Below are 19,237 nucleotides of genomic sequence, written 5' to 3' on the forward strand. Positions count from 1 at the left end.
CAGGCGGGATGCCGCTGCGAGAAGTCGATCGGCCTGTTTTCCATGCGATCTCCACTAGAAAGCCTTCGGACAGCTGAAACCGGACAGTGCGGGCAGCATAAGGGGATTGCTGCCTGCCCCCGTCTGGATCGTGTAAGCCACATCGCGTCCGCCAATGACGAAACGGGCTTCGAGACTGTCGCCATTGGCCGTGTTCGATCCCTTGTCCAGCAGCCGTTTCAACGCCCAGGGCCCGTCGAATTTGAGTGCCGACTCGCGGCCGGGAAGTTCCGGCGTGAGACTCAGGCTGGCAGATCCGGAAATGCCCGGCCAGGTCACCAGGCCCGGCGTGTTGCCGGCCTGGGTGGCCTGCAGGATCTGACCATCGATATTGAGCTGCGCGGTGTCGGCGTCGCCATGCAACGACAGCGGCGTGAAGGTGAAGTTGACCGATGGAACCGGGCCGCCCAGCGGAAAGAAAGCGCTGCGAATCTGCGCCGCGAGCTGGAAGTCCTTCAGCGTCGATTTCGCCAGGTTGCGGCCGAACTTCGTATCCTGTTTCCACTCCCAATCCTGAGCGCTCATGTCGACCAGGGAGGCGAGATTCTGGGCGAAAAATCTGTCCAGCACGCCACCCGGAGCGAACAGTCTGGCGAAATCCGCCATCGGCACGTCATCGGTGGCGGCCGGGGCGAACGGAAAGCGGCCGCCGATAGCCTCCTCGCACGGGCGGGCGACCGCTTCGTCGAGCATTTCATTGAGATGCGCGACCGAGGTTTCGGCAGCGGTGCCCTCAAAATCGTCCGCCGCGGCGCTGACCATTCGAGCAAGCGCCTTCGGTAGGCGCGACGCGTTGGCGCGAAGGGTCGATATCTGCAGCTGCAGATTGGCGTTGACCTGGTCCGTCTGGGCCGGAACATCGGCTGCCAGTCGTACGCTTTGATAGATTTCGCGGAAATTCTGGGTCAGGGCGTCGATCGGGCGTTGGCCGGGAGCACTGGCGACCAGGGCCTGGAACGACCGGAACTGCGCTTCGATGTTCGCCCCTGGATCCTGGCCCGGTGCGTTGACGAATGCCGCGCCGGCGCGCGCCTGTGACTTGCGCGCCGCCAGCTCGATGCCGATGCGGGCGAGGCCCTTGGCGCGCTCCGCGGTCTCCTTTGCGCCGCTCTCGGTGCTGCCGGGGTCGCGCTCGCGTGTCAAAGCCGTTTCGCGGGCAATCGCCTCGAACAGCTGCATGATCGGCGAGGTTGGCGACCCGGCTGCGGACAGCGCGAGATATTGCGGCTTGTCGGCCACCATCGCCTTGAACTTCAATCTGTCGAGAACCTCGTTCCACTGCGAAGCAAAACCCTTGCCGTAGCGATCGAGCAGCTCGGGGCCGAGTTTGAGCAATTCCTGGTCGAAGCCGCCTTGCTCGCCACCGCTGCCGACCACCCATTGGTCGTCGACAAGCGCCTGCGCAATCCTGGCGAGCTGGGCGAGGTAGAAATCGAAGCCGGCATAGGTGTAGAGCCCGGGGACACGAAGGCTCGACAGATCATTGCCATCGTTGCGCTCGAACAGCAGCGACGCTTCCGGGCCGGCGCGCTGGGACACCGAAAAATCGTCCAGCGCCGCAGCATAGGTCGCCGACTGGATGAGCGCGGTTGCGCGATCGGCAAGCGTCATGCGTCCGAGCGAGCGCTGGGCGGATTCGACGAGCGAGCGGTTCAGTTCGAACAGTGGATCATAGGCGTCGTCAAGGACAAGCATGGCGCGCAGATGCTTCTCCAATTGCACGCGCCCATCGCGGTTGCTCGCTCCCGGGTATCGGTTCTGCTCCCAGTCCCGCTTCAACCAGGTGACGACCAGTTCGTCGTCCACTTTCGGCGCCTTGCCGCCAAGCATGAGGTAGATTTTCAATGGCTCGTAGAGTGCCATCGGATCAGCCATCTTGGCGTCGATCGTTCGTTCGAGCTGAAACAGCAGGCGGGAGCGGAACATGCGCTCCAGGGCCTGCCGGTAGGCCGTTTCCGACGCCGAAAGCAGTCTTTCGCGCTGGCTGAGACCGAGCGTCGCCTTGGCCGGCGTTGGCTGTTCCCTGCTTTCGTAGCCGGCCGGCAAGCTGCGCAGCGCATCCAGCGCGCCGATCACGGTTTCGAGGTCCGCATCGGACACGGTCGTGCTTTTGAGCAGCGGAGCGGCGGTGTCGCGGTATTGGCTGACGGCCTGGTTGGTGGCGGCGATCAGCGATCGGTTGGTGGCGAAGCTCAGGCCCAGCGCGCCAAGTCCGGCAGCCGCGACTGCTGCGATAACAGCCATGCCGCCAAAACGGGCGATCGCGGCCCGCCTGTCGGCCGCCCTGTCATAGGAGACCCATCCCGACTCGGCGAAAATGACGCGGCTCAGCAAATCATGCAGAAAGAAGCTCTTGCCGGTGCCGGAAAGATGCGGCTGGGCGCTGCTGCCGAAACTGCGGCCGATGCTGCCCAGCAGCTGGTCGATCGGTGTGCCCTCCTGGGTGCCGGACGAAAAATACAGGCCGCGCGGCGTGGCATTCAGCTGTTTGCGGGTCGGCTCGAAGACGCTGTTGAGGAAATGGATGACGCGGCCCTTGAGCGCGCCGAGCTGGGCCGCAAAGCCGAAGATGGCAAGGCGCGCGATCGGGTCGGGCTCTTCTTGCAGGCGGTCGGTCATGCCCTCGGTCAGGCGCTTTACCAGCGCGTCGAATTCTACCGGGGCCTCGCCGATCATGTTCAGGCCGCGATCGGCGGTCTGGAATGTCGCGCCCCACACCTTCCGTCGGCGCGCGTCATCGAAACCGCCGAAAGTCTCCATGAAGCCGGAGACCAAATCGGCCTTCGTGAACAGCACATAGACGGGAAACTGGATCTTCAGGACCTCGTGGATTTCATGCAGACGGCTGCGGATTTCGATGACATGGGCATCAGGCGCCCGATCGTCGGGGGCCATCAGGTCGGCGAGGCTGATGGCCAGGATGACGCCGTTGATCGGCTGCCTGGCCCGATGCTTCTTGAGCAGCGCCAGAAATGCCAGCCAGCTCTTCTTGTCGGTCTGCGCATTGGAATCCTGCGTCGTATAGCGCCCGGCCGTGTCGATCAGCACGGCTTCGTCGGTGAACCACCAGTCGCAATTGCGCGTGCCGCCGACGCCCGCCACCGGCTGCGCCTGGCCCGATCCGGCGAGGGGAAACTTCAGCCCGGAATTGACCAGCGCCGTGGTTTTGCCGGCGCCCGGCGGGCCGATGATGATGTACCAGGGAATGTCGTAGAGAAAGTTGCGCTTGCCGCTCGACCGCTTGAGCGTCGCGACGGCTTCGCTCATGCCAGCCTCGAGCACCTTTGCGTCGCTGCCGTCGTCGCTGGCGCTGGCTATGGCAGCCTCCAGCGCTTTCTGCGCCTTGCGCCTTTGCCAGAAGCGGAGCCCGTACCAGACCACCACGGATACGACGACGACGCCGATGATCGTCGCGCGCAGCCAGACCGGCTCCAGTGGTCGCGAGCCGGCGAAGCGGATCAACGGCCCCGCGTACCAGACTGCGGCGGCAAAGCCGGCCAGCGCAAGCGTGCTGAAGATCCGCAAAAGCCAGATCATGGGCGCTTCCAGCCGATCCCGGTCACAGCGTTTCCTCCCGCGGGATCATCACATCGACACGGCGGTTCTTGGTCCGCCCCTCCGGGGTTGCGTTGTCGGCAATCGGTTCGTCCTCGCCCTTGCCGTCCACGCTTGTTCGCGATGGATCGCTGAAATGCGGTGCCATCATCTTTTCGACCGACTTGGCGCGGGCGACGGAAAGGTCGAAATTCGATTTGAACTCGCTCGACTTGCGCGGTTTGACATTGTCCGTGTGGCCAATGATCTTGATCGGTCCCCGCTCGGTATCGAGAGCCGCCGCGATGCGCGCCGCAACCGGTTCGAACTCGGGCTTGACGTCGGCTTTTCCGGACTGGAACAGCAGGACATTGCTGATTTCCACGACGATGAAATCGCCCTTGGTGCCGACACTGACGCCGCCGGTCTCGATCTCCTTGGCCAGCGCGGCGCGGATGCGATCGACCTGGGCAATCGTCGGTGCAGCGACGACCTTTACCTCCTCGGTGAGCGGGACGAAGCTGGCGCGTTCGATGGTGATCGGTGTCGCCGGATTGAGCGCCAGCAATTCGCCGGCAAGCGCATCGCCTTCGTTGGTGATGAAAACCCGCAGTGCGAAAAACGCCGCCGTCAAAACGGCCGTCGTCGCGGCCGCGATCGCCCAGAGCGGCACCCGCCTCGAGGCTTGCGCTGCTGTCATCGACAGGCCTTGCCAATGCGGCGAGATCTCGTCGTCACCGCCCGTCCTGAAATAGGCGAGTGTCTCGTGGACGTCGCGACGGACGCGTTCGAGACCGCCGTCTTCGCGCGCCGAGCCGCGATACTGGCCTTCGAACCCCAGCGACAGGCAGACATGCATCAGTTCGATCAGGTCGCAGTGGGTCTCTGGCGCAGCTAGCACCGTGTTCAGCGCCTGGAAAAAACCCGCGCCGGTCGGTTTGAGCTGAAAGAATTGCGACAGCATGCCGTGCTGCGCCCAAAAGTCGTGGTTGGAACCGGGCAGGTTTGCGATGATGTCGTCAGCGGTCTCGCAAAGCACAAACTTCGCGATGCGCGCATCCTCTTCGGAGGTATCGGATTTCGCGATCTTGCTGTCGAATTCCTCGATCAGTTCGGCAGCGCGATCCGCCAGCGGCTCGGCCTGTCTCTCGACAGCGACCAATCGGAGATGACCCAGCAGCATCAGCAGCGGCGCAGCGGCAACAATGATCGGGTTTGCAGCGCCATAGTCGACGCCGTCGCCGGCAGTGAGGAGGGCACCCTGAGGGGCGTTTCGTACCGTCTCGGCGGCACTTTGAGGTGGCTGTCCAGCGGGACCGGGAGAGCCGGCCGGCATGGCGGCGTCTTCCACAAACGGCACGCCTTGATAGATCACCGTTCCGGTTGCCCCGTCCGGTGGTGCTTGTTGGCCGGCAGTGGGATCGAAAACAGTTGAATCCCGGGTCTTTGCCGAGGCCAGTATCGTGCTGTCGGGCGTCGGCCTGTCGCGGGCGAGGGTCGTTTTTTGCTTGCGGCCGGGATTGGCGCGAATGATGGTTTTGCCCGCCGGGCCGAAAGGATCGTCCTTTGAGCTCATCGTCGAGCTTCCGTCGACGCGCACGCGCAGAAACGCTGACTACAAAACGCTGTCTCGCCGTACCAAGACATTTGCCGCAGACCCCCAGGTCAATCAACCGTACCCGCTTGGCGAACTGTCGTATGTGATCGTAATCTCAGAAGTTGCCGATTGAAACCGGATGCGTGTGGCGAGGAAATTTTTCTGCGCCGGCTGACAAAGCAGCGTCGGTTGCGCGCCCGAAGAACGCCTCGCGCTGCAGCCGTATCCGGCCCGCGCCCTCAAACCGACCTTAGCTCTTCCCGGTCTGTTTCTGTTTGGCGGCCTTGGCATAGGCCTCGCTGAAATAGGCCAGGAATATGTCCAGCATGCCGTTTTCGTGGGCTTCCTCCTTTGCCCGCCATGTCGCGACAAAGGCATCCCAGGCGCGCGGCTTTTTCGAGGCAAAGGACGACGGCGGAAGCTTTTTGGCAATCGCTTCGGGCGATAGGTCGTCGAGCAGCCGCGACAGCGCCGCTTGCATGGCGGCGAAGGTGGCGAATTCATGGGTCTTGAGGTCGTGGAAGGCGTCCTCGATGCTGTGCCTGGCATCGAGATAGCCGGCCCTGCGGCGTGCGAACATGATGTCGAGGATTTCGTCCGTCCCCGGGACAAACTTCAACGGATTGTTGTCGGCGGCATTGATCATCGTTCGGTCGCTGCTTTTGACCAGGACTTTTGCCGCGGCTCGTGCCTTCAGCAGCAAAACCAGCTCGTCGACGACGATACGCAGGATCGAGCCGATTTCGCCGGCCACTTCATGCGACGGGCGATGCAGCAGCACTTCCGCCGGAATGCCGGCCCCAATGGCGATCCTGCGCAGGATTTCGTCCGCTTCGACAGCTTGGCCGGCGGCCGGCAGGGAAGGCGTGACCCGCGATGGCGGCGGCATGGCGCGCTCCGGAGCTTGTCCGACCCCGGTGTGCCGCTGCGTCGAGCCGTGGCCGGTTCCAGGATTGCCCACGTCGAACGCCGCATTCTCGGCATCGATCGACACCGAAACGATGTAGCGGCCGATCCGCAGCCGATCGCCTTGAACGAGCCGGTGCGGGCCGGCGAGGCGCTGGTTCGATCCATTGACGAAGGTGCCATTGCGCGACACGTCGTGCAGCCAGAATGCGTTGCCTTCGTAGCGAACTTCGCAATGCCGGCCGGAGATGAACTTGTCCGGGTCGGGCAGGCTCCAGTCGCAATTCTCGCGCCCGATCTCGAAGCTGCGATCACGCGATCTGTAGCCGAGCGGCAGGCCGGCGGGCAGGACATCGACATTGTTGATCTGCAGACTGATGAACATCCGGAATCGCCTGGCAATCGCTGATCGGTACTGCGCCATTCTAGCAGCTTGCGCGCGCAGGGGGACAGCCGCCTTTCAAACCGATCAAAGGGTTCCGTCACCGCGCGTCCGCTTTGGCCGCAAGGAGAACATGTGGTAGGCTCAACATCGCGGATGCGAAAAGTTCCTGACCGTGATGCCGTTAACACAACAGGAGCTTCAAATCCGCCACACTAGCGGCCGCGTCCAGGAGGGGCACGACCCATGCCGAGTGAACAACGCGCCGCGGTTGTGCAGACACCGGTTGGCGCCGAGCTGTTGACCTTCACCAATCTCATCGGTCGCGATGAGATCAGCCGCTGCTTTGCCTACACGGTGGGATTTGTCAGCACCAGCTCGGACATCGATCCGCTGAAGATGCTGGGCGGCGCGGTTTCGATCGAAGGTGAATCCGATCCGAAACGCTGGTTCAGCGGCCTCATCTCGGATTTTCGCCTTACCCGCATCGAGGATCGCCTGGCCCATTACGAGGCGGTCGTCCGGCCGTGGCTTTGGTTCCTCGGCAACACCACCGATTGCCGCATTTTTCAGGACAAGAGCGTCGTCGAGATCGTCGAGGCAATCTTCTCCAAATACAGCGTCGCCAAGTTCGAAAAGCGGCTGCAGGGGTCGTATCCCTCCCGCGAATATTGCGTGCAGTATGACGAGACCGACCTCGATTTCGTGCAGCGGCTGCTCGAGCACGAGGGTATCCTGTATTTCTTCGAGCACGGCGACGGCGAGCACACGCTGGTCCTGGCCGATGCGATGAGCAAGCTGAAGCCGGCGCCGGGCTATGAAAAAGTGCCCTATCACTTCGAAGGGCAGGGCTCGCGCCGCGATGTCGAATACATCACCGAATGGATTCCGGGCAGCTCGGTGCGGCCGGGTGCCTATGTCCACACCGACTATGATTTCAAGAAGCCGGCCGCCGACCTGATGGCCAAATCCTCCCAGGCGTTCAGCCACAAGCTGGCCGCCGGTGAAAACTACCGCCAGCCCGGCGCCCATCTGGAGGTCGGCCGCGGCGACACTTTGGCGGGCATCCGGCGCGAGGAACTTCAGGCGGTGCACAAGCGCATCGCCGCCGTTGGAACCGTGCGCGGCCTGTTCTCCGGCTGCACCTTCAAACTCGAAGGCTTTCCGCGCGACGACCAGAACCAGGAATATTTGGTGGTCAGCGCCGAATACAGGCTGTTCGACCCGGGATATCGGGCCGGCGTCGACACCGATGGCGAGAATTTCAAGGTGATCCTCGGCGTGGCGCCTACCGCTCTGCCCTATCGTCCGCCACGCATCACGCCGCGCCCGATCATGCGCGGGCCGCAGACGGCGACCGTGGTCGGCCCTTCCGGCGAAGAAATATTCACCGACAAATATGCAAGGGTGAAGGTGCAGTTCCATTGGGACCGGCTGGGCAAGAAGGACCAGAACAGCTCCTGCTTCGTGCGCGTTTCGCAGACCTGGGCCGGCAGCGGCTGGGGCTTCATCCAGATCCCGCGCATCGGACAGGAAGTGATCGTCGACTTCATCGAAGGCGACCCGGACCTGCCGATCATCACCGGCAGGGTCTACAACGCCTCGCAGATGCCGCCCTACGGCTTGCCGGGCAGCGCCACGCAATCCGGCTGGAAGTCGGATTCCTCCAAAGGCGGTGGCGGCTACAACGAGCTGATGTTCGAGGACAAGGCCGGCTCCGAACTGGTCAATTTCCAGGCACAGAAGGACCACAACCTTCTGATCAAGCACGACCGCACCAAGCTGGTGCAGCACGACCAGTCGGACCGCATCGACCACGACGCCAAGCACTCCGTCGGCCACAACCTCGACGAGGACGTCGGCAACAACAAGACGGTCAAGGTCGGCGTCGACCAGACCACCAACATCGGCAACAACGACACCGAGACGGTGGGCGTGAACCGCTCACTGACGGTGGGGTCCAACGAGACGATCAAAATCGGTTCGAACTCCACCGAGACGATCGGCATCGCGCATACCCAGACGGTGGGCGCGGTGCAAACGATCAGCGTGGGCGCTGCGCGGGTCGACTCGGTGGGCGCGGCGGAAACCCGCTCTGTCGGCGCGGTGCAGACTAATACCATCGGTGCCTCGCGCTCGGTGACGGTGGGTGCCGGTCAAAGTCACAGCATCGGCGCAAAGGACAGCTGGCAGATCGCTTCCGACCAGAGCGTGCAGATCGGCGGCGGCCAGACGTTCAAGATTGCTAAGGATCAAGGGACCGATATCGGGGCTGGGCGCTCTGCCAAGATTGCCAAGGATGACGCGACAGAAATAGGTGGTGCGCGTTCGGTCAAGGTTGCCAAGAGTAGCCTCTTGGAAATCGGCGAGGACGGGGCGATCAAGGTCAGCAAGGATTTGATCATCGAAGCTGGTGATTCCATCATTATCAAGACCGGGTCGGCCGCGATCGCTATGAAGAAGGATGGCACAATCACGATTGAAGGAAAGAACATCACCATCAAAGGTTCCGGCAAGATCAACGTCAAGGCGTCTAGTGACATCACTATGAAAGGCTCCAAGATCAATGAGAACTGAGGTGGGCAATGTCTGAGGTGCTGGGCCGTATCAACGGCGTCGTGATCGGGCTGTTTCTGGGCTTTGGCGAGGATGCACCGCTTGTAGTGTTTCCGGGCAATCCTCAGGAAGTTGCGTTGTCGGCGCGCAGCCTGACCGAACTGTCGTCAGATATGATCGGTTCGGAGGTGGCGCTGCTGTTCGAAAATGGCGACCCGCTCAAGCCGCTGATCGTCGGACGCATTGTCGATTCGGCGAAGAAACAAACCGACAATCACGTGGTGCGCGATGGCGAGACGATAAAAATCAGCGCCAGCGAACGGTTGGAACTCAGATGCGGAAAGTCGGTCATCATCATGGAAAAGGACGGCCACCTGACAATTCGGGGGACGCATCTGGTCAGCCACGCCAGCACCGCCAACCGCATCCGGGGCGGGTCGGTGAATCTGAACTGATGGCGAAACCACCGGTTCTCGAAAATATCGTGCGCCAGCACGCGGAGATGGCCGCCTTTCTATGGACTGTCTACGACCGGCACCTGCTCAATCCCGATGAAAACCCGGACATGGATGCCGAGCGCCTCATTCGTCTGATTGAACGTTTGGAGGCGCATCTCGACGGGCTGCACGTCGCAGGCGACGTGGGCAAGAGAATCGCGGAGGAGCGCTACCGTGAGTTTCCTGAAGCGGGAGAGCTGTTTGTGGTCAGGATGCTAACAGCCTCTAAAGCCATCAAAATCTCAGACCTGGATATTGCAAAGGTTAGATCTTACATCCGATCAGTTATAGGAATAGACAATACTACTTGAATTCCGTACCAAGCCATTGATTTCCGTCAAATCGGCAGATTTGGTTGAACCCTGTGGATACAAGGTAATCATTGTTCGAATACAGGTAGTAGCTATACACGTTTTCCTTGAAGCCAACGACGTTTTCTCCATCTATAACATCCAATCCCAGATGTCCCGCACCGACGAACATCCGTCCTTTGTATTCCGCTATTGCTCGATAGTTGCGGTCGTCGGGCGGCGAGAAAACCCGCAATTCTGCGCCTTCGAACCGGGCGCATAGACCGTTTGATCCAACCATCCAGACCCGATCGGCAGCTTGAGCGATTATCCGAAATATGTCTGCGCCTGTTGACAGCTCAATTCTGTTCCATTGACCGGAGCTGAGTTGGTAAAGGCCGCCGCCATCGCCGCACGCGAACACGCTGCCATCCGGCGCCTCCGAAACGAGATACACGTGCGCCCCACCCGGAATAGGGTATTCCGACAGGGTCGTGCCGTCGAAATGCGCGACGTAGCCACGTAGCCCGACTATCCAAACACCGCGTGCGGACGCGCATAGTTTTGTAATATCCGCATCCACATTGAGCACAATTTCCGGGCTTCCATGAGGGCCATATCGGAGAGTTTTTCCAGTATTCGCCGCATATATATGTTTGTCATCTGTTTGCAGCATGGAATATATCCAGCCACGAAATTCGAACACCAATTCTGGCCCACCTTGCGTAAAATCATCGCAGGTTTTTATCTCGCTAAGATGTATGTCTCTGTCCTCATTGGATTGTATGACCAAGCATGAAAGCCCGGTAGAATTGTAAGTGAAAGCTTCCGCGACCTCTATCGAAAATCCAGAACTCGTAATATATTTCTCTTTGGCCATTGTGAAATTCTCCGTTACATCGCAGTTACCGGTGACGTCGTTGTCGGGGCCGGATAGTCGCCTTCACCTGGCACTCGAAGCTTGGTTTTCTTTATTTCTTCCTTGGTTTTCTTGGGATCTGAGCATCTTTCGAGATTGTCGTAAATTACAGCCTCTAGGCACTCCATTATTTCGTCTTGTTTCTTTTTTGGCTTGGTATTCTTAATCTGATTATGGTTCTCGCGTACTGATTTGAGTTCCGCATCGATAGCTTCTTTTGCCGTGGGCTGCCGGTAGCTGCCGGTAGGTTTGCCCTTGGAGTCCTTGATTGCGAGAGTTTCTTTGAAGGCTTCCTGGTCTCTCGTTTTCTTGCCGTGCTCGGTCGAGTTGTCCGAGCTGGGACCGTCCATGCAGAGGCAGGGCGCTGTGCTGGCGCTATAGCCGCTGCTGCCGTTGAAACCGGGAATACTTTGCGCCCTGGAGCCCCTCGTATTCTGCATCAGGGCATTGCCGAGCATGTGCTCGGATTCTTTACCGGTTTTAGAGTGATCGCAGGCTTTCTTCTTGTCGGAATGTTTGTGGAGATTGAGATCGGCCAGCACCGATTCACAATCTATGCCCGGAACGTTCAGTTCCGCCAGATGCGGCCACGGGGGCGCGTTGCCAACCGGCGACGCGTGATTGTTCGTGGCAAGGTCCGTCATCCGAATAACTGGTTCGCCGTCAAATTTCACGTCATTGGACCAGGAATTGAAATACTCCTTGCCCGTGTTCTTCGATGTTACGACGCCTTTCTTCGCTGCGGCCCCGGCTTCGGTGCCGCTGGTCTTCGACAAGTATGATTTGTTTTTGATATTTACGGTCTTTCCGCCGATCTTTACTGTACCGGTACCCTTGTCGGTATCGCCCGCCATACCGAAACTGGGATAGGGTACCGGCACGCCGGGAGGCGTGGCCGGGTTCTCGGGAGGTGTGAAGCAGACATCCGGGAAATCGGCGATCGTCTTTGCATCTACCGCTTTACCCGATATCTCCAGTCCGTTGGCAAAGACGTTGGACATTTATGCGGCCCTCGCGAGAAGAATCGCAGCGCCGCATGCGCCTGCGTCGTTAGACGCCTCAATCAGCACCGGGTTGCCAGCGGCATAGCCCTTGCGAGCTGCTTCAAAAGCCATTCCGAGCATGAGCGGAACGACGGCGGCACCGATATTGCCGAGCGACTCCGCCGGGGACCAGAGGTCCTGAAATTCGTGGCGTCCACGCAAAAGGCGCAAGCTCGCCAAGGCATTCTGCTTGAACCAATATTGTTCGCCGACAAGGTCAGCGATACGATAACCAAGGAGCCTCATCTCAATGCCTGCTTCATCGAGCGCGGCGCGATAAGCCTCGGTCATACCGTCGCCTCGCAGCGCCCGGTCGTCCGGGTTGTAGATCTCAGCTGGTTCCCTTGCGAGGCCGATGCCGGATACTCTGAGGCCGCCCGTCTTTGGCTTCGTGCACACGACAGCGGCCGCAGCCTCACCCGGCATAAAACCATTCGGATTGTCGGCCGTCAGCAAGCGTTCCCGATCCAGATAGTGCGCAATCGCCTCGGATGTCAGGTAACTGTCTACGCCGGCAACGACGACCGAGGATGCCTGGCCCGAGCTGAGCAACTTTCTGGCATGGTCGAGCGCCACATGGCCGGCGGGGCGACCATGCGCGATAATCCGGGAGCTGTCATGCGGCTCGATCTGGACGATCTCGACAATTTTCCGAAGCAAGGCGGATCCGTCGCCATACGGTCGCCCTGTGCGATCGTCTTCAGCGAGGCAAAGAAGCACCGGCATCCGAGGGCTCTGTTGAGGCGCTGAGTTGATTGCCTCGCTGATTGCGCCAGCCGCCATGTGAGCCAACCGCTTGGTACCGATCCAGTTTCGGGGAAGGGGAACTGGCGCTCCAATTAGGGCGGCTGCCTTCGCGCCGGTAAATTGCGTTTCCTGAAACCCATCCAGCCTTGCTCGCATTGCAGCGCAACTTGACGGTGCGTCGAGGCCGACTGCCGTCACCATTCCAATCGAGACGATGTCCAGGCCGGCGCTCATGCAGCATCGTCCTCCTTAAAGCGAAGTGGAACGTTGAAGCGGCGGATGTAACGTTTGCCCTTCGCTCGGGCGAGCAACATGGCTTTTGTCGGTGCGCCGACCCAGCATTCAGAAAAATCCAGTATGGTTCGGCGAATGCGTTGCGACACTCTCCAGACCAGCGAGAAGCGGCGGTTTTCCGGGTCGAACGAAATGGTGTCGGGCAGGATATCGCCCTCGAACGCTTTCTCCCGCCCTCTGAACAGCGTCATCGGCAGCGTCGTCGGGGGCAGGCGAAAACCTACGCGTCCCTCTGGCGTCAGATTGACCAATTGCACCTCTTCGCCGCTGCGGGGCATGTCGATCTGCTGGTCGGGCGGCGCCATCTGGAAATAGCGCTCATCGAAATCCTGCGGCAGGAAAGGAAAGACATTGTCGATCCAGTTCTGGTCGTAGGTGCCGCCAAATTCGATGCGTCCAGGCCAACCGCGGCCCATCGGCCCAAAACTCATCGGCTTGTAGTCGCCGAAGGGTGAGCGAATTTCCTCGCCGACCGCTTGGGTGTTGGGCAACCGCAGGCCGGGGATGAGGCGCTGGTTCTTTGTGCGCGACCAACCGGTTCCGACCGGGTTGTATTTGTAGCTGGCGGGGAGCTTGTCCTCCGGGTCCAGTCTGTCGACGCCACCCCAGGCGACGTCATAGGAAATGGGCAGTTTCAGGAAGGGCTGCGGCGACGTGGCGGTAAAGAGCGGGCCGATGGCGCGCCATTCCCTGTGGCCCACGACCTCGAACAGTTTCGACCAGTTGCCAACCTTGATGCCGACCGGCACACGCTCCGCCGGGCGCCCGCCGGGCGCATAGGCACAGCCGTTGGCGATGACGTCGCAGCGCGGTTTGCGGAAGGCAAAATCGGTTTCCCACAATGTGGCGGAATAGCCGGGTTCACCGGTCTGTGTGTCGGCCATCACCAGCGGTACCTGCTCCGCTGATTTCTGCACCGGTCCGCCAGGCGTCGTGGGAAAGTCGAACGTGCCCTTGACCACCACGACGATCCATTCATGGCCGGCCTTGTCCATGCCCATGGTGAATTCGTGCGGATAGCCCATCTGGTTCCAGATTTGCATCAGTTGGTCTCCCAACTGGCGGCAAGCATTTGCTCCAGCGTCGCTTGCGGCGACTGCGGATCGATGTCGAAAATGTCGGAATACGCGGTCCACATCACCATGCCGCTGATGAGTTCTTCGCCCGGCTCGACCGGCGGCACCGGCAGTCCGGCAAGTGCTGCGTCGAGTTCGTCGGGCGTCAGCTCGCCATGCTGGGCGGCGACAGCTGCTGCTTCGATGCTGGCAAACCACGCTTCGGCATAAGCCAGCTCGACGGGAGCTTCGGGAAGCGGCGCAACGACGCTCAAGGGGAATTTTCTGCCAACCTTGTCGGCGCTCTGCAAAATGATACCCACCGATGCGCCGAAGGAATCCGGGCCAGCCAGAAAGCGCAGCGCGGTGTCGAGGGGCCAGGATTCCTGGCCAAACAGCGGCACGAGATGCTGCGCCAGCCAGCGATCCCAGTTGCGGACAAACTCGCCCGGCAACCGCCGGGAGACGAAATCGCCGGTGGCGGGCATTTTGCCGTAAAAGCCAGGCAGGATCATATCTGCGGCGGACATGAGAATTTCTTGAACATCTGGAGGTTGTAGGGATTTTCGACGCTGGCGGCCTTCAGCTCGAAGTCGGCGTAGAGGCCCTTCGTCCCCAGGCGCAGGCTGTAGACGTCGGACAGCGAGGTTCCGGTGAACCGGCCGCCCTTCAGCATCCTCAACCAGGCCCAGCTGCCGGTCTCGTTGAGCATGATTTCGGGTGAGCCGTCGATCGGCTGGAAGGCGAGCGAGATGACACCGGTGCCGTCCTTGCCGGGCCAGGTCATCGGCTGCGGCCGCGTCGCGTTGTTGAAGTAGACGAGGTTCTGGCCATCCATGTTGAGCGTCACCCGGGTGACGTTGGGCGACAGGTCCTTCGGCTCCAGCGTGAAGCTCATCACCGGGCCCTGGCCGCCGGGAAAGAGATCGTCGCGGATCCGCCTGGCCTGCTCGAAGGCGGCGAGCGCGGACGGGTCCAGACCGAAATCGGCGCGCCATTTCCATGGCTGCGCCGAGGTGTCGACATAGCCGATCAGATGGTCGTTGATGAAGGCATCGATCAGCCCGGCCGGTCCGAACAGGCGGGCGAAATCCTTGACATTCACATCGACCGCGCTGTCGGGGCTGAACGGATAGCGGTCGTTGAGCGCGGCCTGGCAGAACGGCAGAATGTCGGCGCGCCAGATGGCGTTGAGCTCCGATGCCACCGCCTTCTGCGTCAGGCCGCTGGTGTCGCCGGCGATGCCGCCCAGCCAGTCGTCGATCGGATCGGGCAGTATCTGCGCCTGCCGGGCGACGGCTCCCGTCAGTTCGGCCAGCCCACCCTGTTTCTTGATGGCGTCCTGAGGATCCGGATTGGCGGTGACCGTCTGCAATACGTTGGACAATGCCGTCAGCGCCACCACCGCGGCGTCAAGCGCCGGCGGCTGGCCGTCGACCTCGGCGATAGCGCCCTTGAGCGGTTTGAAATGCTCGGCCACCAGCGTGCCGGTCAGGTCCACTTCACTGGCCGATCCCGTGCGCGGCAGCAGTTTTGCCCCGACCTTGACGATCTTGCCCAGCTTGCCCAGCTTGCCGAGCAGCTTCGAGCCGCCTTTCGCGGCCGCCTTGTCGTCTCCAGCGGGCGCTTCGTCCGAGCGGGTGAGTTCCGTCTCCTGGACAACTGCCGTCACCAGCCGCTTCAATGCGGAATCGGCGCTGGAAAGGTCCTTCAGATTCTCGCTGGCAACGTTGAGATCGGTCAGCGGCGCCAGCCTCATATCGCGCAGGAAACTGTCCCATTGCGCGATGTAGTCGTCGTAATAGAGCTTCAGGATATCTTCCGACAGCGCCGACACCGAGGTCTCGGAATTTTCCGAACAGCCGCCGGCAAAGACCGCGCGGTCCAGCGCCGCCTGGGCGGCGACATCCTCGACCCGGTCAAGGATGGCGTCGTGGAAACCGGCATAGGTGAACGCACCTGATATGCCGACGCGCAGCGTCTTGTCGGAGCGCCGGGCAAACACCTTGGCGCCGTTGGGGCCGGCGAAGTTCGCGGGGATCCACTCCTTCAGTTCGGCGACTTCCGGGTCCGCCAGCAATTGCTTGTAGGCGCGCGCCGGCAGCGAAACCGTGCAAACCGTTTTCAACGCTTCGGCAACCAGCGCCTGGTCGGGCTTGGTGTAGCTGTCATCGACCGCCATGCGGCGGATCGCGGCAAGCTGGTGCTCTTCCGCGTCAGCGGTCGGAAACGGTGCTGCCGGCGCGAACTCGGGCAGGTCGTTCACCCACCAATTCTCAACGAAATCGGGGTCCATCTGCGACAGGCCGGTCATCATGCGATAGGTCTTCAGGGCGCCCAGCATGAAATCCGGATCGCGAATCTGCCGCCACATGGTCGCTTCGAGCAAAGCCACCATGCGCGGCTCGAGCACGTTGCGCAGCGCGTGGTCGTAAGTGTCGGTCTGCGCCCGCGCCAGTTCGGCCGATGCCGAGGGGCCAAACAGATCCTGCGCATTGTCGGGCGGCGCCGTCCTGGCATTGGCGACCTCGGCCAGCGCATTGAGCGCGCCGTCGATAGCCGGCTGCTCCACCGAGGCCGGGCTTGCCGCTGCCGCGGTCAGCGGCGCCTGCAGCGCCACGAACTGGCTTGCCTGGGCGGTGATTGCGTTGCGATTGTCATAGTAGGACCAGGTGAACACGCCGCTGGCCAGCAGGGCAGCGGCGGCACATGCAGCCGCCGCACCGCGCCAGATCCAGGCGCGGCGGCGCTGCGCCAGCGGGTCGAACGTGCCAAGTCCGGCCTCCTTGAAAATCACCTCGGTCAAAAGGTTCTTCAGGAAGAAGCTGCGCTTTTCGAAACGCGGCGTCGGCATCGAGCGCCGCGCCGGCAGGCCGAAGGAGGAGGCTAGTGCGGCGGTCAGCCGGTCGATCGGCGCCCCTTCCTGCGTCGCCGACGTCAGATAGAGTCCACGCAGCCAGGCGGCCTCCTCGTAGCGGCTCTCGCCGAACATCGCTTCGACCAGCACCTGGATCGGTTCGGACAGGCTTTGCAGCTGCGCTGGAAAGCGGAAGATCTCGGCGCGCTCGGCGAGCTTGTCTTCGTCTTCCAGACGCGGCACCAGCCGCTTTTCGAGCTCCCTCGACAGCGTCGAGATTTCGCCCGCGATCGTCTTGGCGTCGACGCGCGCGTCGAGCGGGAAGGTCGTTCCCCAGACCTGCTCGCGCGCCGCCGTCGACAGGCCGCCGAAGAAGGCCTCGAAGCCCTTGATGAGATCGGCCTTGGTCAGCATCAGATAGACCGGCAGGCGGATTTCCAGCCGCTCCTCGAGTTCGGCCAGCCGCCGGCGGATCTTGCGGCCATGCGCCTTGACGGCTTCGTCGCCCTCGGAAAGCGCATCGATCCCAAGCGCGACGATGACGCCGTTCAGCGCGCGGCGGCCGCGATGCTTCTTCAACAGGTCGAGGAAGCCCAACCATTCGGCGGCATCGACGTCCGGCTGGCTCTCCTGCTGGACATAGCGGCCGGCAGTGTCGATCATCACCGCGTTTTCGGAGAAGAACCAGTCGCAGTTGCGCGTGCCGCCGATCCCTTGCAGATCATCCGTCAGGTCGATCGGAAAGTTGAGCCCGGACTGCCGCAATGCTGTCGTCTTGCCGGTGGCCGGCGGGCCGACGATCACATACCACGGCATTTCGCGCAGGAACTTGCGGCCGCCAAGCTTGCGGCGCTTCAGCTCGACCATCACGTCCTGGAATTTGGCACCGACAGCGGCGACGCTCTCTTCGCCGGGGCTCAGCCGTTTTTCCTCCACCGGGGCGGAAATTTCGGCGACGAACATGCGGTTGGCGCGGATCGCGCGGCGTTGCGCGACGATCAGCCAGATCAGCCAGAAGATCACCAGCAGCGCAATGATGACGATGCGCACCGTCTCCGACGCCATCGGCACGTAGTCGCCGACCCTGACGATCGGGCCGAACACCCAGATGATCAGCGACAGCAGCGCGAGACCAATCAGCGTCCACAGGAAGCGAGATGTCAGGACTGCCCAGAGGAAGCGCAGGATGAACATGTCACAGCCTCTTCTCGACCAGCACTTCGAGGCGGCGGTTCAAGGCCCGGCCCTCGCGCGTGCTGTCGTCGGCTACCGGATCGGTGGCAGCCCTGCCTTCGGACTGGACGCGATCCTGCGGCACGCCATTCTGGATCAGCATGTCGGCGATCGCGGCAGCGCGGGCTTCCGACAGCCGCTGATTGGTGGACAGGGGATTGGTCTTTTGCAGGGGGATGCCGTCGGTATGACCAACCACGGTGATCTTGCCGATCAGCTCCTGGTTCTCGAGGATCACCTTGGCGATCGAAGCGATCAGCGGTTCGAACCCTTCGGTCAGTTGCGCGCGCGACGACTGGAACAGTTCGGGGTTGGAGGCCTGAATGAACAATTTGGCCAAAGAGACGCTCTCGGTGCCTTTGAGCGCCGACCTGAGATCGGCGGGTGCCGCCGCCTGGAATTCCGGCAGCAGCGCAAAATCCACGGTTTGCAGCGGCGGCGGCTCGACCTTGGGCGAGGCGCGGGTGACTTCGCTGCGATTGGGCGGCGGCAGCGCGCGCACCAGCGCCGAAAGCTCCACCGCCTGGCTGCTCAGGCCCATCGACAGCCCGACATGAACCGCCGTGGCGATCACTGCCGCCGCCGCCGCCATCACCCAGATCGGTACGATGAAGCGCTGCGGCTCGTCGGACGCGATGACGCCTTTCCAGTTCGGCGACAGCGGCGCTCCTTCCGCGTCGGTGTCGCGCAGGAAACGTGCGGCGGCCACGCGAACGGCATTGAGCGAGCGGTCGCCGGATCGGCCAGGCACGCGATACTTGCCGCGAAAGCCGAGCGCCATGCAGTGGTACTGCAATTCCAGCATGTCGCGATCCCGGTTGGGATGGCGCTCCAGTTCTTCGAGACGGGCGAAGAACTGCGCGCCGGCATCGACGTCGCCGCGCAGCATGACCACCAGCGGCTGGCGTGGCCATGCGCTGGCGCCGCCCCACGGCGTGTTCAGCGCCAGGTCATCAAGAAGTGCTGCCACCAGCCAGGCTGCCTGATCGGCCCGTTCAAGCGAAGAGCCGGCCGTCATGGTTGCGTCGCGGCAGCGCACGAGCTCCTCGAGCAGTCTTGTCCGCAGCGCTTCCGGATTCTCCGGCGGCAGCGCGTTTTCCAGTTCGGGCGCAAATTCCAGCAAAGGCGAGAATGCATTGACGAGCACGTTTGGGTGGGCGCGCGCCCGTTTTGGCGCAGCGCCGGACGGCAGCAGCGGCATCGAAGCGCGTGGCGTCGGCGTTCCGCCAAGGCGTATGCGCGTACGCTCGCGATCCTCGGACAGTCCGAAAGGATCGTCGCGGCTCAT

Annotated in this window: 13 protein-coding genes; 3 read left to right on the plus strand and 10 right to left on the minus strand. The window is 62.0% G+C overall.

Translation table 11 applies throughout. The features are described 5' to 3' along the window. Positions 1 to 54: 54 nt before the first annotated feature. From tssM (AC1D0N_RS09670) to tagH, 3 genes are all read right to left on the minus strand, one after another. Positions 55 to 3,576 (minus strand): type VI secretion system membrane subunit TssM, encoded by a 3,522-nt coding sequence (gene tssM / locus AC1D0N_RS09670; RefSeq protein ID WP_477243232.1) that lies wholly within the window; start codon positions 3,574 to 3,576, stop codon positions 55 to 57. 22 nt (positions 3,577 to 3,598) lie between these two features. Continuing rightward, positions 3,599 to 5,149 carry a type VI secretion system protein TssL, long form gene (gene tssL, locus AC1D0N_RS09675; protein WP_477243233.1) on the minus strand — a complete coding sequence of 517 codons (1,551 nt, stop codon included), beginning with the start codon at positions 5,147 to 5,149 and terminating at the stop codon, positions 3,599 to 3,601. 271 nt (positions 5,150 to 5,420) lie between these two features. Continuing rightward, complete coding sequence (gene tagH, locus AC1D0N_RS09680; RefSeq protein ID WP_477243234.1) at positions 5,421 to 6,461, minus strand: type VI secretion system-associated FHA domain protein TagH; 1,041 nt, start codon at positions 6,459 to 6,461, stop codon at positions 5,421 to 5,423. Positions 6,462 to 6,704: 243 nt separating this feature from the next. Here tagH and AC1D0N_RS09685 point away from each other — a divergent pair, with 243 nt between their 5' ends. From AC1D0N_RS09685 to AC1D0N_RS09695, 3 genes are read left to right on the plus strand one after another with little or no spacing between them, the layout of a single operon-like run. Then, positions 6,705 to 9,035: a type VI secretion system Vgr family protein gene (locus tag AC1D0N_RS09685; protein ID WP_477243235.1), complete on the plus strand. Its 2,331-nt coding sequence runs from the start codon at positions 6,705 to 6,707 to the stop codon at positions 9,033 to 9,035. 8 nt (positions 9,036 to 9,043) lie between these two features. Beyond that, a complete protein-coding gene (locus AC1D0N_RS09690; protein WP_477243236.1) occupies positions 9,044 to 9,469 on the plus strand; it encodes a DUF6484 domain-containing protein in 426 nt (141 codons plus the stop codon). After that, entirely contained in the window at positions 9,469 to 9,822 is a 354-nt protein-coding gene (locus AC1D0N_RS09695; protein ID WP_477243237.1) for a hypothetical protein, read from the plus strand. The genes AC1D0N_RS09690 and AC1D0N_RS09695 overlap by 1 nt, the downstream gene beginning before the upstream one ends. Here the strand turns inward: AC1D0N_RS09695 and AC1D0N_RS09700 are convergent. Genes AC1D0N_RS09700 through icmH form a run of 7 tightly spaced genes read right to left on the minus strand, consistent with a single transcriptional unit; the run spans position 9,815 to position 19,237 of the window. Beyond that, entirely contained in the window at positions 9,815 to 10,681 is an 867-nt protein-coding gene (locus AC1D0N_RS09700; protein ID WP_477243238.1) for a hypothetical protein, read from the minus strand. The genes AC1D0N_RS09695 and AC1D0N_RS09700 overlap by 8 nt on opposite strands. Before the next feature lie 14 nt (positions 10,682 to 10,695). After that, positions 10,696 to 11,721 carry a DUF4150 domain-containing protein gene (locus AC1D0N_RS09705; RefSeq protein WP_477243239.1) on the minus strand — a complete coding sequence of 342 codons (1,026 nt, stop codon included), beginning with the start codon at positions 11,719 to 11,721 and terminating at the stop codon, positions 10,696 to 10,698. Then, on the minus strand, positions 11,722 to 12,744 hold the full coding sequence (locus tag AC1D0N_RS09710) for a beta-ketoacyl synthase N-terminal-like domain-containing protein (RefSeq protein WP_477243240.1): 1,023 nt from the start codon (positions 12,742 to 12,744) through the stop codon (positions 11,722 to 11,724). Continuing rightward, the gene (locus AC1D0N_RS09715) at positions 12,741 to 13,847 is read right to left on the minus strand and encodes a DUF2169 family type VI secretion system accessory protein (protein ID WP_477243241.1); all 1,107 of its coding nucleotides are present in this window, start codon (positions 13,845 to 13,847) and stop codon (positions 12,741 to 12,743) included. Before AC1D0N_RS09715 ends, AC1D0N_RS09710 begins: the two co-directional genes overlap by 4 nt. Beyond that, positions 13,847 to 14,389: a type VI secretion system-associated protein TagF gene (gene tagF, locus AC1D0N_RS09720; RefSeq protein ID WP_477243242.1), complete on the minus strand. Its 543-nt coding sequence runs from the start codon at positions 14,387 to 14,389 to the stop codon at positions 13,847 to 13,849. The genes AC1D0N_RS09715 and tagF overlap by 1 nt, the downstream gene beginning before the upstream one ends. Then, a complete protein-coding gene (gene tssM / locus AC1D0N_RS09725) occupies positions 14,371 to 17,910 on the minus strand; it encodes a type VI secretion system membrane subunit TssM (RefSeq protein ID WP_477243243.1) in 3,540 nt (1,179 codons plus the stop codon). The genes tagF and tssM (AC1D0N_RS09725) overlap by 19 nt, the downstream gene beginning before the upstream one ends. 1 nt (position 17,911) lies before the next feature. After that, positions 17,912 to 19,237: a type IVB secretion system protein IcmH/DotU gene (icmH, locus tag AC1D0N_RS09730; protein ID WP_477243244.1), complete on the minus strand. Its 1,326-nt coding sequence runs from the start codon at positions 19,235 to 19,237 to the stop codon at positions 17,912 to 17,914.

This window comes from Mesorhizobium sp. P2_E10, from assembly GCF_056404235.1.

What these genes read in the sequence shown, in the direction of transcription:
- tssM (WP_477243232.1), bottom strand. Translation starts at nt 3,576, where the DNA reads ATGATCTGGCTTTTGCGGATCTTCAGCACGCTTGCGCTGGCCGGCTTT.
- tssL (WP_477243233.1), bottom strand. Translation starts at nt 5,149, where the DNA reads ATGAGCTCAAAGGACGATCCTTTCGGCCCGGCGGGCAAAACCATCATT.
- tagH (WP_477243234.1), bottom strand. Translation starts at nt 6,461, where the DNA reads ATGTTCATCAGTCTGCAGATCAACAATGTCGATGTCCTGCCCGCCGGC.
- AC1D0N_RS09685 (WP_477243235.1), top strand. Translation starts at nt 6,705, where the DNA reads ATGCCGAGTGAACAACGCGCCGCGGTTGTGCAGACACCGGTTGGCGCC.
- AC1D0N_RS09690 (WP_477243236.1), top strand. Translation starts at nt 9,044, where the DNA reads ATGTCTGAGGTGCTGGGCCGTATCAACGGCGTCGTGATCGGGCTGTTT.
- AC1D0N_RS09695 (WP_477243237.1), top strand. Translation starts at nt 9,469, where the DNA reads ATGGCGAAACCACCGGTTCTCGAAAATATCGTGCGCCAGCACGCGGAG.
- AC1D0N_RS09700 (WP_477243238.1), bottom strand. Translation starts at nt 10,681, where the DNA reads ATGGCCAAAGAGAAATATATTACGAGTTCTGGATTTTCGATAGAGGTC.
- AC1D0N_RS09705 (WP_477243239.1), bottom strand. Translation starts at nt 11,721, where the DNA reads ATGTCCAACGTCTTTGCCAACGGACTGGAGATATCGGGTAAAGCGGTA.
- AC1D0N_RS09710 (WP_477243240.1), bottom strand. Translation starts at nt 12,744, where the DNA reads ATGAGCGCCGGCCTGGACATCGTCTCGATTGGAATGGTGACGGCAGTC.
- AC1D0N_RS09715 (WP_477243241.1), bottom strand. Translation starts at nt 13,847, where the DNA reads ATGCAAATCTGGAACCAGATGGGCTATCCGCACGAATTCACCATGGGC.
- tagF (WP_477243242.1), bottom strand. Translation starts at nt 14,389, where the DNA reads ATGTCCGCCGCAGATATGATCCTGCCTGGCTTTTACGGCAAAATGCCC.
- tssM (WP_477243243.1), bottom strand. Translation starts at nt 17,910, where the DNA reads ATGTTCATCCTGCGCTTCCTCTGGGCAGTCCTGACATCTCGCTTCCTG.
- icmH (WP_477243244.1), bottom strand. Translation starts at nt 19,237, where the DNA reads ATGAGCCGCGACGATCCTTTCGGACTGTCCGAGGATCGCGAGCGTACG.